This is a genomic window from Actinomadura sp., from assembly GCF_044508335.1.
GTDB lineage: Bacteria > Actinomycetota > Actinomycetes > Streptosporangiales > Streptosporangiaceae > Spirillospora.
The window spans coordinates 1-15,411 of the sequence record NZ_JBIQHY010000026.1; the positions used below are offsets into that span (position 1 = coordinate 1).

Below are 15,411 nucleotides of genomic sequence, written 5' to 3' on the forward strand. Positions count from 1 at the left end.
ACCTGGGCCGCGAGCCCACCCCGGAGGAGCTGGCCAAGGAACTCGACATGACCCCGGAGAAGGTCGTCGAGGTCCAGAAGTACGGCCGCGAGCCCATCTCCCTGCACACGCCGCTCGGCGAGGACGGCGACAGCGAGTTCGGCGACCTCATCGAAGACTCCGAGGCCATCGTCCCGGCCGACGCGGTCAGCTTCACGCTCCTGCAGGAGCAGCTCCACTCCGTCCTGGACACGCTCAGCGAGCGCGAGGCCGGCGTGGTGTCGATGCGGTTCGGCCTCACCGACGGCCAGCCGAAGACCCTGGACGAGATCGGCAAGGTGTACGGGGTGACCCGCGAGCGCATCCGCCAGATCGAGTCCAAGACCATGTCGAAGCTGCGCCACCCGTCCCGGTCCCAGGTCCTCCGCGACTACCTGGACTGACCTGGCCCGCGACACGGCGAGGAACAGGGCTCCGCGTTACGCGGGGCCCTGTTCGCGTACGCGGCCGGTTCACCCTTTCCGCGCTTCACCGCGCGGCCCGTGCCGGGCGTCAGTCGTGGAGGATGACGTCGAGGTTGGCGCCGTTGAGCTCGACGGTGTGGCCGAGATCGGCCACGGCCTTCAGGAGTTCCTCGGGGGTCCGCGGCGCCGCGCCCGCCTTGAGGAGGTCGTGCGCGATCTTGCCCCGGGTGGCCTTGGCCATGTGGCTGACGACCGCGCGTTCGGGGGAGCCGCCGGCGAGCCGCTCGCGGAACACGCGGACGGCGACGGCCGGCTGGGGCGCCTTCCACGCGGCCGCGTAGGGGCCGGAGCGCATGTCGACGACGAGGTCGCCGTCCGGCCGGAGCGCCTTGCGCATCGCGGGACGCCACAGCGTGCCCAGGCGGCCGAGGGGCGGCAGCGACACCGACATGGCCAGCCGGTAGGGCGGGACGCGGTCGGTGAGCCTCAGCGCGCCCCACAGGCCCGAGAAGACGATCAGCTGAGCGGCGGCGGCCTCGGCGTCCAGGTCCGGGAGGTCGAGGTTGTCGTAGAGGACGCCGGTGTAGAGCCTGGAGACCGGCAGCGTGGGCGCCTTGGCCAGCGCCTTGTTGCGGGCGAGCGCCTCGTCCGCCTGGCCGGGCGGCAAGGCGAGGATCTCGGGCGCGTCGGCCCGCCGGCTCGCCTTGGCCAGGGCCGACAGGACGCGCTTCCGCACCGGGTTCAGCTCGGGGAAGCTCAGCGAGGCCAGGTCGAGGGGCGGCCCGTCCCCGCCGGTAGCCTTCTTCTCCGACGGCGGCAGCAGGATGTGCACGATCCCCCCGAAAGCGGTGACAGATGACGCGGGTACTGGGAACGCGGTTGGGCGAACTCGTCGCCGGTGCATGGCCCGCGCCGTCCACCCAGGATATTGGGGGCTGGCTGCTGCGCCATGCCGGCGGGGTGACCAAGCGGGCCAACTCCGTCCTGCCCATGGACGACCCAGGCGACGTGGATGTCGCCCTGGAGCGGGCGGAGCGCTTCTACACCGAACTGGGCCTCCCGACCGTGTTCTCGGTGGACGCCCAAGCGCGCCCCGAAGGTCTCGATGGGCTCCTGGAAGCCAGGGGCTACGAACTGGTCGATCCGACGATGGCCATGGAGACGGACCTGACCGGCCCCTACGAGCGTGACGGCGTGGAGATCGCCTTGGCGCCGTCCGGCGAGTGGCTCGACCTGTGGTGGTCGGTCGACGGCCGGTACGACCACCAACTGCCGATGGCCGAGAAGATCCTGACCGGGGTACCCGCGGCGTACGCGTCGCTGGACGGCGTCGCCGTGGGCCGCGGCGTTCCCCAGGGGGAGTGGCTCGGCGTCTATGCCATGGCCGTCGCGCCGGAGGCGCGCAGGCGCGGTCTGGGACGGCGCGTCCTGCGGGCGCTCCTCGGCTGGGGACGCGAGCAGGGATGCGAGCGCGCGTACCTGGTCGTCGTCGAGCGGAACGCCCCGGCGCGTGCGTTGTACGAGGCCGAGGGCTTTGCGCCGGCGGGCGGCTATCACTATCGAGTGAAAAATGTCACCACGGGGTGAGTAGTGCATCGATCTGGTGAGCTGACTCACCGGCGCGCACGAATGCAACCACGGTCCGTAATGGCTTCATCACTTTCCGGAGTGATAGCCGATGGCGGTCGGGCGCCGGATATGCGAACGGCGGCCACCGTGTCCGGTGACCGCCGTTCCGGGGATTTCTATGTTGATCTACCGCTCGTCGTCACGTGCGGTGGCCGGGGTCTCGTTGAGCCGGTCGGTCTCGTCCTGAATGTCGGCCCCGTTGGCGCGCAGCGCTTCTGCGTACTTGCGTCCGTGGTGGGCGCAGAACAGAAGGTCGCCGCCGCCTACAAGGACTGCACGGACGTAGGCCTGGGCGCCGCAGCGGTCGCATCGGTCGGCGACGGTCAGCGGCTTGGTTGGGGCAAGGGCTCCAGTCACGGCACCTTCCTCATGCTCGGGGTCGGTACTTAGGACAACATCTAACCCGACGTTGACGTTCCCAACCTGGTTCTTCGTACGCCCACAGCAGAATGGCCCAATAAGTGACCGAGGTCACATTAGGCGGCCTCCCACCGGAACAGGCGCACGGCGATGAGCGCGCCGACCAACGCGACGCCCAACAGGATGCCGATTTGCGGCACCGCGGACATAGGGCCGAGACCGCGTCCCATCACGTTGAGCATCCCCTCGTTCAGATACCGAAGCGGGAAGATGTAGGACAGCGTCTTCATCCAGCCCGGTGCCGCGTCCAAGGGGAAGAAGGAGCCGCCCAGGAACGCCATCGGCAGGACGATGAGCTGCGTCACCGCCTGAGCGGTCTCCTGCGTCTTGGCCCACGCGCCGATCAGCATCCCGATGGCGAGGAAGGCGAGCACGCCCGCGATCACCATCGGTATGGCCATCCACCAGGCGCCGCTCAGCTGCAACCCGAACATCGGGAGCTGGGCCACGACCACGAACAGCACGAACTGCACGAGCGCGATGGCGAGGCTGACCGCGACCCGCGCCGCGAACACGGTGGGTATCGGGGCGGGGGAGAGCTGGAGCCGCCGCAAGATGCCCTTGGTCCGCCACGTCACCAGCGTCTGGGAGGCCCCGAAGACGCCGGCCGACGCCAGCGCCCAGCCCAGCAGGCTGGGGGTGAAGAACTGGATGGCCTTGAGCGAGTCGTCCTCCACCTGCTGGGCGGACATCGTGTAGGCGGGCGGCTTGCCGGTGGCCGCCTGGTTCGCCGACTGCACGATGGAGTCCATCAGCCCCCGCACCGTCCCCGACTTGACCTGGTCGGCGGCGGAGTAGTGGACGACCAGCTGGTTGCCGCGCTGCTCGACGGCCGCGTCCGCGTCGCCCTTCTCGACCTTGCGCAGGGCGGCGGCGCGGTCGGACGTCCTGGTCACCTTCATGACCTTGCCGACCTCCTCGCCGCCCTGCGCGACGGCCTGCTCCAGGACCGGCGCCTTGCCGATCTGCAGCACCTTCACCTTGGACGTCGTCTGGTGCCCGAAGATCCCGCCGAAGATCAGCAGGAACATCAGGGGGAACAGGATGGTGAAGAACAGCGCGGTCCGGTCCCGCTTGAAGCCCAGGTACATGGCCCTGGACAGGCTCTTGAAGCTCTCGAACGTGCTCACGCCCTGTACTCCCGTCCGGTGAGCTCGAGGAAGACGTCCTCCAGGGTCGCGCCGCGGATCTGCACGCCGTCGAGGGCGTCCTTGGCCGCCATCGCCGCGACCACGGCCGACGGGTCGCGGGTGGTGATGGTCAGCGAGACGCCGTCGTCGGCGGCCTCGTCCGCGCCGGGCAGCAGCCGCGCGTCCGTCACGTCCAGCACGCCGCTCGCGACGCTGATCCTGGCCGGCGCGTCCAGGCCCCGCACCAGCACCGCCGGCGGGCCGAGCCGCAGGATCCTGCCCGAGTCCATGATGGCGACGCGGTCGCAGAGGATCTCCGCCTCGTCCATGTAGTGCGTGGTCAGCACGACCGTGCGGCCCTCCGTGCTGATCTGCCGCAGCAGGTCCCAGAGGTTGCGGCGGGCCTGCGGGTCGAGCGCGGCGGTCGGCTCGTCCAGGAACACGAGCTCCGGGTCGTGCACGAGCGCGCACGCGATGGACAGGCGCTGCGCCTGGCCGCCGGACAGCTTCTCCACCCGGACGTCGGCCTTGTCGCCCAGCCCGACCAGCTCCATCATCGCGTCGGCCTTCTTGGCGGGGACGCCGTAGAGGGAGCCGAACGTCTGCAGCTGCTCGCGGGTGGTCAGCCGCTCGAAGAACGACGAAGCCTGGAGCTGGACGCCGATCCTGGGCAGCAGCTTCGGGTTGCGCGGCCACGGGGAGGCCCCCAGCACCGCGACGTCGCCCGCGTCGGCCTGCCGCAGCCCTTCGATGATCTCCAGCGTCGTCGTCTTGCCCGCGCCGTTCGGGCCGAGGATGCCGAAGAACTCGCCCTCCTCGACCTCGAACGTCACCCCGTCCACGGCCTGGACGTCTCCGTAGCGTTTACGGAGGCCCGAGACCTCGATCGTTTGCACCATGCAACGAACCCTAAGCAGTCCGGCAGAGCCCGCACACCCACCTAAAGGTGGACGTTAAGGTCTAGAAGTCGAGGTCCGGGTAGTCCTGCGAACGAGTCCCCGGGCCGCCGCGCGGACGCGCGGAACGCCCGCGGCGGCGAGCCTTTCGGCGGATTGTCGGTGGTCGGGGGTACCCTGCTGCCGTCCGTCCTACCCCCGAGGAGCGCACGCACGTTGACCGCCGCGACCGCCGAACCGACGACCGAAGACCCGCACGGCTACTCCGCCCGGCACCTGTCGGTGCTGGAGGGGCTGGAGGCCGTCCGGAAACGGCCCGGCATGTACGTCGGGTCGACCGACAGCAGGGGCCTCGCCCACTGCCTGTGGGAGATCGTCGACAACTGCGTCGACGAGGCCCTCGCCGGCTACTGCACCCACATCAGTGTGACGCTCCGCGCCGACGGTTCCTTCGAGGTGGGCGACAACGGCCGCGGCATCCCCGTCGACCTGGAGCCGAAGACCGGGCTGCCCGGCGTCGAGCTGGTCATGACGCGGCTGCACGCGGGTGGCAAGTTCGGCGGCGTCTCCTACACCGCGTCCGGCGGGCTCCACGGCGTGGGGGCGTCCGTGGTCAACGCGCTGTCCGCGCGGCTGGACGTCGAGGTCGACCGCGACGGCCACACCCACGCGATCAGCTTCCGGCGCGGCCTGCCCGGCGAGTTCGCCGACGACGGGCGCCCGAACGCCCGGTTCAGGAAGAAGTCGGGCCTGCGCAAGGTGCGCAAGGTCGCCAAGAAGGTCACCGGCACGCGGGTCCGCTTCTGGCCCGACCCGCAGATCTTCCTGAAGGACGCCGAGGTCGACCAGCAGCTCGTCCTCGACCGGATGCGGCAGACCGCGTTCCTCATCCCCGGCCTCACCATCGACGTCCGCGACGAGCGCGGCGAGGAGGTCGTCGAGGAGACGTTCCGGTTCGACGGCGGCATCAGCGAGTTCTGCACCTATCTGGCCAAGGACGCGCCGATCATCGACGTGCTGCGGATCCAGGGGCGCGGCCACTTCACCGAGACCGTCCCCGTCCTCGACGACCAGGGCCACCTGACCCCGACCGACGTCGAACGCGACCTGGAGGTGGACGTCGCGCTGCGCTGGGGCACCGGCTACGACACGATCACCAAGTCGTTCGTCAACGTGATCGCCACCCCGAAGGGCGGCACCCACCTGCGCGGCTTCGACCGCGCGGTGGTCAAGGTGCTGAACGAGCAGCTCCGCGCGGTGAAGCTGCTGAAGAACGGCGACGAGGACGTCATCAAGGAGGACGTCCTGGAGGGCCTCACCGCGGTGGTGACGGTCCGGCTGCCCGAGCCGCAGTTCGAGGGCCAGACCAAGGAGGTCCTCGGCACGTCCGCCGCCACCCGCATCGTGTCCCAGGTGGTCATGCGGGAGCTGCGCGCGATCTTCGAGAACCCGCCGCGCGGGCAGAAGCAGGCGCTCCGCGCCGTCCTGGAGAAGGTCGTCGGCGCCGCCAAGACCCGCATCGCGGCCCGCACCCAGCGCGACAACCAGCGGCGAAAGAACGCCCTGGAGAACTCGGCGCTGCCGGCCAAGCTCGTCGACTGCCGCACCACCGACGACCGCAGCGAGCTGTTCATCGTCGAGGGCGACTCGGCGCTCGGCACCGCCAAGCTCGCCCGCAACTCCGAGTTCCAGGCGCTGCTGCCGATCCGCGGCAAGATCCTCAACGTGCAGAAGGCGTCCGTCGCGGACGTGCTCAAGAACGCCGAGTGCGCCGCGATCATCCAGGTGATCGGCGCCGGCTCCGGCCGCACGTTCGACGTCGAGGCGGCCCGCTACGGCCGCGTGGTGATCCTCGCCGACGCCGATGTCGACGGCGCGCACATCCGCACCCTGCTGCTCACCCTCTTCCACCGCTACATGCGCCCGATGCTGGAGGCCGGGCGGGTCTACTCCGCCGTCCCGCCGCTGCACCGCATCGAGCTGATCAAGCCGAAGAAGGGCCAGGACAAGTACATCTACACCTACTCCGACGCCGAGCTGCGCAAACGGCTCGTCGAGCTGGAGCGCAAGGGCCAGCGGTGGAAGGAGCCGATCCAGCGCTACAAGGGCCTCGGTGAGATGGACGCCGACCAGCTCGCGGAGACCACCCTCGACCCGCGCCACCGGGTGCTGCGGCGCGTCCGCATCGAGGACGCCGAGGAGGCGGCGAAGGTGTTCGAGCTGCTGATGGGCAGCGAGGTCGCCCCCCGCCGCGCCTTCATCACCGCCGGCGCCACCGAACTCGACGTGGAGCGCATCGACGCCTGAGCGTCCGCGGCTCCGGCGCCTCGGGCCGGGGCCGGGAGGGCGTCCACCCGGGGGTGGAGAGCGGGATGTCCAGCCGCATGCCGATCCGCTGCACGGCCGCCGGCTTCTAGCGTCGGGGCATGAACACGCTCGACAACGTTCTGCTCGCCGCCGCTGTGGTGGCCCTCGTCCTGTACCGGCAGCTGCGGACGTGTTCCGTCGACGAACGCCGGATGTACACCGTGCCGCTCGTCCTCGCCGTGGTGGCCCTGGCGCAGGGCGGGCTGATCGACCGCGGGCATCTCGCGCTGAGCGCCGCCCTGGTGGCGGGGGAGGCCGTCGCCGCCGTCGGCCTCGGCGTGCTGCGCGCGGTCACGATCCGGGTGTGGCGCGCGGGCGACGGGACGCTGTGGCGGCGCGGCACCGGCTGGACGCTCGCGGCCTGGCTCGTGTCGATCGCGATCCGGGCGGCGTTCGTCGCCGCCGGGTACGCGGCGGGGATCAAACCGGCCGCCGGCGGCGTCCTGCTGTTCCTCGCCGTGACGCTGCTCGTGCAGGGCCTCGTCGTCGGCCGCCGGGCGCGCGGCGCCGCACAGGTTAACGTCGGACCGTGAAGTGCGAGGACACGGGACGGGAGCGGTTCGTCCGGCTGCTCATCGTCGGCATGCTGGTGGCGTGGGGCCTCATCGCGTACGTCCGGGGGCTGCTGCTCGCTGACCCGGCCCCCGCGCTGCACGGCGTCGGCCTGGCCATGGTCGTCCTGAACGCGGTGATGTTCGCGCTGCTTGGGGCGGGCATCGTGCTCGGGCGGCAGAAGGGCTCGCCGTGGCGGGGGCCCGGGATCGTCCTGCTGCTGCTGGCCGTGGCGGCGGGGATGGCGCTGTACGCGATCGCGCCGCATGCCGGCGGCGGGTTCTTCTTCTGCATGGCGGGCCTCTGGGTGCTGCTGATGCGGCTGCCGCTGCGGTGGGGCGTCGCGGTCAGCGTGCTGACGATCGCGGCGGTCGGCGCGCTGGGGGAGGCGCTCCGGCCGGGCGGGGCGGACCTCGGCCTCCTGTCGGCGTTCGCCGGCCTCACCCTCGGCGCCGTCGCCAGCCGCCAGGGCGCCATCGCGCAGGAGGCCACCCGCCGCGCCGAGGCGGCCAACGCCGTCCTCGCCGAACGCTCGCACATCGCCCGCGAGATCCACGACATCCTCGCCCACTCCCTGTCGGCGCAGCTCGTCCACCTGGAGGGCGCGAGGCTGCTGCTCTCCCGCGACGGCGACCGCCTCCAGGCCCTGGACCGCGTGGAGCGCGCGCGGAACCTGGCCCGCTCCGGCCTGGAGGAGACGAGGCGCGCCCTCGCCACCCTCCGCGGGGAGATCCCGGAGCCCAGGGAGGCGCTGGCGGAGCTCGCCGAGGAGTTCTACGCCAGCACAGGACGCCCGTGCGACGTGCAGGTGACGGGCGCCCCGCGCGAACTCTCGCCCCAGGCGGGGCTGGCGGTGGTGCGCACGGCTCAGGAAGCGCTCACGAACGTCCGCAAGCACGCACCCGGCGCCCGCGCGCAGGTCACCTTGCGCTACCTCCCCGACCGGGTGGAACTGGACGTGACCGACACCGGCGGCACCGAGTCGGTCATCGAGGTGAGCGGCGGCGGATACGGTCTCGTCGGCATGCGGGAACGCGCCGAGCTGATCGATGGAACCCTGGTCACGGGACCGGACGGCGCGGGGTTCCGGGTGTCCCTCCAGGTGCCGGCGTGACGGGAGACGCGGTGAAGACGAGAATCCTGGTCGTCGACGACCAGACCGTGGTGCGCGAGGGCCTGGTCCTCCTTCTCGAACTGCTGCCCGGCATCGAGGTCGCCGGCGCCTGCGGCGACGGCGAGCAGGCGGTCGCGATGGTCGGCGAGCTGGAGCCCGACGTGGTCCTGATGGACCTGCGCATGCCGCGCATGGACGGCGTCGAGGCGACACGCCGCATCAAGGAGGCCCATCCGGACGTGGGGATCGTCGTCCTCACCACCTACGCCGACGACGACTCGATCTTCGCCGCCCTGCGCGCCGGGGCCCGCGGCTACCTCACCAAGGACGCCGACGCCGACGAGATCGCCCGCGCCATCGCCGCCGTCCGCGGCGGCGCGTCCCAGCTCGACCCGGCCGTCCAGCTCCGCCTGGTCGAGGCCGTCGCCGCGGGCGAACGCCCCCGCCGCGCCGGGCTGCCCGACGGCCTCACCCGCCGTGAGGCGGAGGTACTCGCCCTCATCGCGCGGGGACGCTCCAACGCCGAGATCGCCCGGGACCTGTTCATCTCCGAGGCCACCGTGAAGACGCACATCAACAACCTGTTCGCCAAGGCGAACCTGCGCGACCGGGCCCAGGCCGTCACCTACGCCTACAAGAACGGCCTCACCGGCTGATCATCGGTCATCGTCCGGCAAGGCGTCGGTCAAACGGGGCACTGGCGTGTCCTCGCGGCTCCACGATGAGGACCGTGCTGAGAACCTGCATGATCGCGGACTACCTGCGCCCGTACGCGCAATGGCGGATCGACCGTCCCGGCCCCCGCAACGTCCGCGCCGCGATCGGCCTCATCGACGCGGCCGCCTACGTGGAGCACCTGGACGAGAGCTCCCGCGTCATCGTCCGCATGGCCAAGGCCGGCTGCTTCGCCCTGGGCCGCTTCAACCCGGGCGCCGAAGGCGAGCAGATCATCCGCGCATGGCACTACGACGACGCCGCGGGCGGCCCGGCCGACCTGCTGGAGGCCCTGGCCTCCGCCGCCGAGCAGGGCCTGCAGCCCCGCCCCCGCGAGGCCGAAACCACGCCGGCGTAACTAGCCCGCTGTGATTCCACCGCTGTCATCCTGCGGTGTAATTACCCCCGTGCCAGGACCAAGCGGTCGGCCACCCCGAGATCAAAGGCCGCGCAGGCCCCGGTCGGCGAAGTCGATGAGCCACTCGAAGCTCTCGTCGATGTCGGTGCTCCATTGAAAGCCGTTCGCCGCCTCCAGCGTGGCGAAGCCGTGGAAGAGGCTGCGGAGCATGCGCAGGGCATGGTTCCTATCGGCCTCCTTGATCTCGTAGCCGCGCAGGACGGCCGAGAACGCGCGGAGCAGCCGCTGCCCTGCGGTGGCCAGCGGATCGTCCGGTCCTTCCGGTTCGACCCCTATCGTCGCGGCGTACCGGCCGGGGTGGGCCACGACGAAGGCGCGGAAGGCGCGCGCCGCCGCCGCCAGGGCGTCGCGCCCCGCGTAGCCCTGGACCGCGTCGCCGACGGCCTCGGCGGTCTCGCCCAGCGCCAGGGTCGCGATGCGCCGGTTGAGGTCTTCCTGGCCCTTCACGTGCTTGTAGAGGGACGGGGTGCGCACGCCCAGCCGCTCGGCCAGCTTGCCCATCGTGACGTTGGCGAAGCCGACCTCGTCGGCGAGGGCGGCCCCGGCGGCGACCACCGCCGCCGCGTCCAGGCCCGCCCTAGGCACGGGCGGCGTCCGTGTGAAGGAAGTCGAGCACGAGCGAGGCGACCCGGTCGGGGAACTGGTGGTGCGGGTAGTGCCCGGCGCCGTCGATCATCTCGAGGCGGCCGAGGCCGGACGGCAGGTCGCCGATGACCGCGGCGCCCTCGGCGCGCGGGTCGGCCCAGTCGGGGTCCTGCGTGCCCATCACGACCAGGACCGGGCAGCGGACGTTGCCGAGCTGCGCGCCGGCGTCGGTCGGGGCGCTCTTGCCCATGGCCTGCATGGCCTTCATCCGGCCGGGCTCGCGCAGCCGGGACTCGATGAGGGCGAGCCGCTCGGCCCAGTCGGCCGGCTTCCGGCCGGGGTAGGCCACGTCGAGGTAGGACCGCCAGACGACCCCGCCACCTCGTAGGCGATGGTGCCGCCGTCGACGGCCAGAAACTCGGTCATGATGCTCCCTCGATGGCTAATCAAGTTAGCTAAACGCTAATGGAATTAGCTGCCCTCGTCAAGCGCGCGACCGTCGGCGCGACCGCCGAGCTGCCGACAATCGAATCGTTCTTGACAAATATTCTTGTCCAGGGCAGGCTGTGACCGTACCGCGAGACACCAGGGAGACCAAGATGCGCACTCTGATCAGCACCGCCTTCATCTCGCTCGACGGCGTCATGGAGGCGCCGGGCGGCGAGCCCGGCTACCGGAACAGCGGCTGGACCTTCAAGGACATCGAGTTCGTCCCCGAGGCGTACGAGATCAAGGGCCGGGAACAGGAGGAGGCCACCGCGCTGCTCCTAGGCCGGGTCAGCTACGAGGTGTTCAGCCCCGTGTGGCCCGCCATGGAGGAGTTCACCGGCTACAAGGCGATGCCGAAGTACGTCGTCTCCACCACCCTCACCGATGACGATCTGGTCGCGGACTGGGGCGAGACCACGATCCTGCGCTCGCTCGACGAGGTCGCCGCGCTGAAGGAGACCGAGGGCGGCCCGATCATCCTCCACGGCAGCGCGGCCCTGAACCATGCCCTGTCGGACGCCGGTCTGATCGACCGGTACCACCTGCTCGTGTTCCCGCTGCTGCTCGGCGCGGGCAAGCGCCTGTTCAGCTCCACTGACAAGGACGCCCAGCAGCTCAGGCTCGTCGAGCACGAGGCATATTCCAACGGCATCCAGAAGAACGTCTTCGACGTCATCCGCTGACGGCCTGCGTCGCGCTGCCGGACGGTGACGGCGCCTGCCGTCCGGTCTGCGACGTCGTCGAGGCGGCGGAGCGGATCGCGCGGTGCAACGCGGATCTCAACGCCCGGGTCCGGCCGGGCATGTGAAAGAGGCCCCGGGGGTGCCGGGGCCTCTTTGCGTCATTCTTCGGGGGATTCGTCTTCTTCGGGGGCGGGGCCTATCGGGCCGCTGATGGCGACGATGGGCTTGTCCAGCTTCTCGCCGGAGCCGTCCCGGCGGCCCAGCGTCGCGTTCAGCATCGCCGGCTTGCCGTTGGCGGCCGCCGCGCGGAGCGGGGTCGGGGCCGCCCACGCCTGCAGCAGGACGTCCTCGCCCTTCAGGAAGCGGTGGGCGCGCACGCCGCCCGTCGCGCGGCCCTTGGACGGGAAGTCCGCGAAGTCGGCCACCTTGATCGCGCCCGTCTGCGTGCCCGGGAGCGCCGAGGACGAACCCGAGACCGTGATGACGCGGGCCTCGCGGTCAGGCTCCAGGGCGCCGAACCACAGGACGCTCGCCCCGGCGCCCAGCTTGATGCCCGCCATGCCGCCCGCCGCCCGGCCCTGCGGGCGGACGAGCGACGCGGAGTAGTGCAGGAGCTGGGCGTCGGTCGTGATGAAGACCAGGTGCTGGTCGTCGGACAGCAGCTGGACGGCGCCCACGACCCGGTCGCCCTCCTTCAGGGTGATGACCTCGAACTCGTCGCGGTTGGCCGGGAAGTCGGGGACCACCCGCTTGACCACGCCGTGCGCCGTGCCGAGGGCCAGGCCGCCGCCCTCCTCGCCCACGGCGGCGATGCCCACGACCGTCTCGTCCGGTTCCAGGTCGACGTACTCGGCCACGGGTGCTCCGCCCGCCAGGGACGGGGGCGTCGCCGACGGCGGCAGCGTCGGCAGGTCCAGGACGTCGATCCTGATCATCCGGCCCAGCGACGTCACCGCGCCCACCTGGCCGCGCGCCGTCGCGGGCACCACCGACGTCAGCACGTCGTGCTGTGCGCGGGGGCCGCTGTCCGGGAGGGGCGACGCGTCGTGGGTGCGGGCCATCAGGCCGGTGGACGAGAGCAGCACCGTGCACGGGTCGTCCGCCACCTCGAGCGGCACGGCCGACGCCGTCGTCTGGCCCGAGGACTCCAGCAGGACCGTCCGCCGGGGGGTGTCGAACTCCTTGGCGACGTCGCCCAGCTCCTTGGACACCACGCCGCGGAGCTTGCGCTCCGACTCCAGGATCGCGGTCAGCCTGGCGATCTCCTTGGCGAGCTGCTCCTTCTCCTTCTCCAGTTCGAGCCGGTCGTACCGGGTGAGGCGGCGGAGCGGGGTGTCCAGGATGTACTGCGCCTGGATCTCCGACAGCTCGAAGATCTGCATGAGGCGCTGCTTGGCCTGGGCGGCGTCGTCGCTCTGCCGGATGACCTGGATGACCTCGTCGATGTTGAGGAGGGCGACCAGGAGGCCGTCCACCAGGTGGAGGCGGTCCTCGCGCTTCTTGCGGCGGAACATCGAGCGCCGGCGGACGACCTCGATGCGGTGGTCGACGTACACCTGCAGCAGGTCGCGCAGACCGAGGGTGCGGGGCTGGCCGTCGACCAGGGCGACGTTGTTGATGCCGAACGTCTCCTCCATCGGCGTGAGCCGGTAGAGGTCGGCGAGGACGGCCTCCGGGTTGAAGCCGTTCTTGATCTCGATGACCAGGCGGAGGCCGACGTTGCGGTCGGTGAGGTCCTTCAGGTCGGAGATGCCCTGGATCTTCTTGGCGTTGACCAGTTCCTTGATCTTGGCCTTGACGCGCTCCGGCCCGACGGCGTACGGCAGTTCGCTGACCACGATGCCCTTGCGGCGCGGCGTGACGTTCTCGATGGAGACGGTGGCCCGGGTGCGGAACGTTCCCCGGCCGCGCTCGTAGGCGTCGCGGATGCCGTCCAGGCCGACGATCCTGCCGCCGGTGGGCAGGTCGGGGCCGGGCACGAAGCGCATCAGGTCGTCGAGCGTGGCGTCGGGGTGGTCGATCAGGTGCCGGGCCGCGGCGATGACCTCGCCGAGGTTGTGCGGCGCCATGTTCGTGGCCATGCCGACCGCGATGCCGGACGCCCCGTTGACCAGCAGGTTCGGGAACGCCGCCGGCAGGACCTCCGGCTCCTGCTCCTGCCCGTCGTAGTTGGGGCGGAAGTCGACCGTGTCCTCGTCGATCGACTCGACCATCAGCATCGCCTCGCGCGACATGCGGGCCTCGGTGTACCGCATGGCGGCGGGCAGGTCGTCGCCGCCGAGCGAGCCGAAGTTGCCGTGCCCGTCCACGAGCGGCATCCGCATCGCCCACGGCTGCGCCATCCGCACCATCGCGTCGTAGATGGCGCTGTCGCCGTGCGGGTGCAGCTTGCCCATGACCTCGCCGACGACGCGGGCGCACTTGACGTGCCCGCGGTCGGGCCGGAGCCCCATCTCGTTCATCGAGTACAGGATCCGGCGCTGGACGGGCTTCATGCCGTCGCGCGCGTCCGGAAGCGCCCGCTGGTAGATGACCGAGTAGGCGTATTCGAGGAAACTCCCCCGCATCTCGTCGGAGACATCGACGTCGACGATGTTCTCCTCGAAGTCCGGCGGAGGTGGAGGGGCTTGGGATCCGCGTCGTGCCATGCCCCACATTGTGGCCGGTCCCGGGGACATCTTTCGCCCGCCCCACCGGGTGTGGCGCCCAACTCGGGGGATTGGTGCCGTTCCGTCACCTTGCCGGACCTGGCAGATTGTGGACGGACGGTTCCGACGTACCCAGGTGGAGGTTCCCTTGAGCGGGCTTGCCGACTTCCAGAACTCGATCTATCTCCAGGGCCTCGGCGACGTCGTCCCGTCGCTGCCGACGGACCTGACCAGGCTGGAGGGCCTCGCGGAGCGCTCCCTGTCGGCGCGGGCGTTCGGGTACGTGGCGGGGTCGGCGGGCAGCGAGGCGACCGCGCGGGCCAACCGGGCGGCGTTCGACCGGTGGCGGATCGTGCCGCGCATGCTGCGGGACGTCGCCGAACGGGACCTGTCGGTCGAGGTGCTGGGCACAGCGATGCCGTCGCCCGTCCTGCTCGGCCCCATCGGCGTCCTGTCGATCCTCCACCCGGACGGCGAGCTGGCCGTCGCGCGCGCGGCGGCGGCCGAGGGGGTGCCGATGGTGCTCAGCACGGCGGCCTCGTACTCCATCGAGGACGTGGCCGAGGCGAACGGCGACGGGCCTCGCTGGTACCAGCTGTACTGGCCGAAGGACAGGGAGCTCGCGGTCAGCTTCCTTGAGCGCGCCAAGGCAGCGCGGTACACGGCCCTGGTCGTCACCCTGGACACGTTCACGATGGCCTGGCGCCCGCGCGACCTGGACCAGGCATACCTGCCCTTCCTGCGCGGTATCGGTGTCGCCAACTACTTCAGCGACCCGGTCTTCCAGAAGGCCGTGGGCGGACCCGTCACCGACGAGAATCGGGACATGGCGCTCCTGCACTGGGTCGCCAACTTCGGAAACCCCAGCCTCACCTGGGACGACCTCATCTTCCTGCGGGAGCACTGGGACGGGCCCATCGCGCTCAAGGGCATCCAGCATCCCGACGACGCCCGCCACGCCGTGGACGCCGGCATGGACGCCGTCATCGTGTCCAACCACGGCGGCCGCCAGGTGGACGGCGCCATCGCCTCCCTCGACGCACTGCCCGGGGTGGTCGAGGCGGTCCACGACCAGGCGACCGTGCTGTTCGACAGCGGGATCCGGACGGGAGCGGACATCGCCAAGGCCCTCGCACTGGGCGCCAAGGCCGTCCTGGTCGCGCGCCCGTACGCCTATGGGCTGGCGCTCGCCGGTCAGGCGGGAGTCCAGCACGTCCTGCGCTGCCTCCAGGCCGAACTGGAGCTGACCATGGCGCTGTCCGGAATCAAGGCCCCGGACGGGCTGACTCCGGACATTCTCGTGCGCGGGTAGGCGGCGCGTCA

15 protein-coding genes and 1 pseudogene are annotated in these 15,411 nt (G+C 71.0%); 9 read left to right on the top strand and 7 right to left on the bottom strand.

Translation table 11 applies throughout. The features are described from left to right. A partial coding sequence (locus ACIWVC_RS12345) for a sigma-70 family RNA polymerase sigma factor (protein ID WP_396454154.1) occupies window positions 1-422 on the top strand: 422 nt, incomplete at its 5' end. Window positions 423-531: 109 nt separating this feature from the next. Here the strand turns inward: ACIWVC_RS12345 and ACIWVC_RS12350 are convergent. Continuing rightward, window positions 532-1,275 carry a YaaA family protein gene (locus tag ACIWVC_RS12350; protein ID WP_396447042.1) on the bottom strand — a complete coding sequence of 248 codons (744 nt, stop codon included), beginning with the start codon at window positions 1,273-1,275 and terminating at the stop codon, window positions 532-534. A gap of 47 nt (window positions 1,276-1,322) precedes the next feature. Here ACIWVC_RS12350 and ACIWVC_RS12355 point away from each other — a divergent pair, with 47 nt between their 5' ends. After that, the gene (locus ACIWVC_RS12355; protein ID WP_396447043.1) at window positions 1,323-2,030 is read left to right on the top strand and encodes a GNAT family N-acetyltransferase; all 708 of its coding nucleotides are present in this window, start codon (window positions 1,323-1,325) and stop codon (window positions 2,028-2,030) included. A gap of 168 nt (window positions 2,031-2,198) precedes the next feature. Here the strand turns inward: ACIWVC_RS12355 and ACIWVC_RS12360 are convergent, their stop codons facing one another. The 3 genes from ACIWVC_RS12360 to ACIWVC_RS12370 form a co-directional block, all read right to left on the bottom strand. After that, window positions 2,199-2,429, bottom strand: a complete 231-nt coding sequence (locus tag ACIWVC_RS12360) for a hypothetical protein (RefSeq protein WP_396447044.1) — start codon at window positions 2,427-2,429, stop codon at window positions 2,199-2,201. 119 nt (window positions 2,430-2,548) lie between these two features. After that, entirely contained in the window at window positions 2,549-3,622 is a 1,074-nt protein-coding gene (locus ACIWVC_RS12365; protein WP_396447045.1) for an ABC transporter permease, read from the bottom strand. Next, window positions 3,619-4,521 (bottom strand): ABC transporter ATP-binding protein, encoded by a 903-nt coding sequence (locus ACIWVC_RS12370; protein WP_396447046.1) that lies wholly within the window; start codon window positions 4,519-4,521, stop codon window positions 3,619-3,621. Before ACIWVC_RS12370 ends, ACIWVC_RS12365 begins: the two co-directional genes overlap by 4 nt. A 213-nt stretch (window positions 4,522-4,734) precedes the next feature. On the opposite strand from ACIWVC_RS12370, the gene ACIWVC_RS12375 reads away from it, so the two are divergent. The 5 genes from ACIWVC_RS12375 (at window position 4,735) to ACIWVC_RS12395 (ending at window position 9,623) form a co-directional block, all read left to right on the top strand. After that, entirely contained in the window at window positions 4,735-6,825 is a 2,091-nt protein-coding gene (locus ACIWVC_RS12375; RefSeq protein WP_396447047.1) for a type IIA DNA topoisomerase subunit B, read from the top strand. 119 nt (window positions 6,826-6,944) lie between these two features. Continuing rightward, on the top strand, window positions 6,945-7,418 hold the full coding sequence (locus ACIWVC_RS12380; protein ID WP_396447048.1) for a hypothetical protein: 474 nt from the start codon (window positions 6,945-6,947) through the stop codon (window positions 7,416-7,418). Continuing rightward, a complete protein-coding gene (locus ACIWVC_RS12385; protein WP_396447049.1) occupies window positions 7,415-8,551 on the top strand; it encodes a sensor histidine kinase in 1,137 nt (378 codons plus the stop codon). Before ACIWVC_RS12380 ends, ACIWVC_RS12385 begins: the two co-directional genes overlap by 4 nt. An 11-nt stretch (window positions 8,552-8,562) precedes the next feature. Then, window positions 8,563-9,207, top strand: a complete 645-nt coding sequence (locus ACIWVC_RS12390) for a response regulator (protein ID WP_396447050.1) — start codon at window positions 8,563-8,565, stop codon at window positions 9,205-9,207. 74 nt (window positions 9,208-9,281) lie between these two features. Further along, window positions 9,282-9,623 (top strand): hypothetical protein, encoded by a 342-nt coding sequence (locus ACIWVC_RS12395; RefSeq protein ID WP_396447051.1) that lies wholly within the window; start codon window positions 9,282-9,284, stop codon window positions 9,621-9,623. Window positions 9,624-9,704: 81 nt separating this feature from the next. Here the strand turns inward: ACIWVC_RS12395 and ACIWVC_RS12400 are convergent, their stop codons facing one another. Together ACIWVC_RS12400 and ACIWVC_RS12405 are read right to left on the bottom strand one after the other, a co-directional pair. Beyond that, a complete protein-coding gene (locus ACIWVC_RS12400; protein ID WP_396447052.1) occupies window positions 9,705-10,268 on the bottom strand; it encodes a TetR/AcrR family transcriptional regulator in 564 nt (187 codons plus the stop codon). Beyond that, window positions 10,261-10,638 (bottom strand): annotated as a pseudogene (locus ACIWVC_RS12405) (alpha/beta fold hydrolase); the annotation flags it as partial. The gene ACIWVC_RS12400 and the pseudogene ACIWVC_RS12405, both read right to left, overlap by 8 nt. Before the next feature lie 229 nt (window positions 10,639-10,867). Between ACIWVC_RS12405 and ACIWVC_RS12410 the strand changes: the two are divergent. Further along, the gene (locus ACIWVC_RS12410; RefSeq protein ID WP_396447053.1) at window positions 10,868-11,440 is read left to right on the top strand and encodes a dihydrofolate reductase family protein; all 573 of its coding nucleotides are present in this window, start codon (window positions 10,868-10,870) and stop codon (window positions 11,438-11,440) included. A 158-nt stretch (window positions 11,441-11,598) separates the two neighbouring features. On the opposite strand, the gene ACIWVC_RS12415 is transcribed toward ACIWVC_RS12410, so the two are convergent. Then, entirely contained in the window at window positions 11,599-14,088 is a 2,490-nt protein-coding gene (locus ACIWVC_RS12415; protein ID WP_396447054.1) for a DNA topoisomerase (ATP-hydrolyzing) subunit A, read from the bottom strand. 148 nt (window positions 14,089-14,236) lie between these two features. On the opposite strand from ACIWVC_RS12415, the gene ACIWVC_RS12420 reads away from it, so the two are divergent. After that, window positions 14,237-15,400, top strand: coding sequence for a lactate 2-monooxygenase (locus ACIWVC_RS12420; RefSeq protein WP_396447055.1), 1,164 nt, complete (start codon window positions 14,237-14,239; stop codon window positions 15,398-15,400). The last annotated feature ends 11 nt before the right edge of the window (window positions 15,401-15,411 follow it).

Coding starts and splice junctions, on each gene's coding strand:
- ACIWVC_RS12370 (WP_396447046.1), bottom strand. CDS start 4,521: ATGGTGCAAACGATCGAGGTCTCGGGCCTCCGTAAACGCTACGGAGAC.
- ACIWVC_RS12380 (WP_396447048.1), top strand. CDS start 6,945: ATGAACACGCTCGACAACGTTCTGCTCGCCGCCGCTGTGGTGGCCCTC.
- ACIWVC_RS12410 (WP_396447053.1), top strand. CDS start 10,868: ATGCGCACTCTGATCAGCACCGCCTTCATCTCGCTCGACGGCGTCATG.
- ACIWVC_RS12415 (WP_396447054.1), bottom strand. CDS start 14,088: ATGGCACGACGCGGATCCCAAGCCCCTCCACCTCCGCCGGACTTCGAG.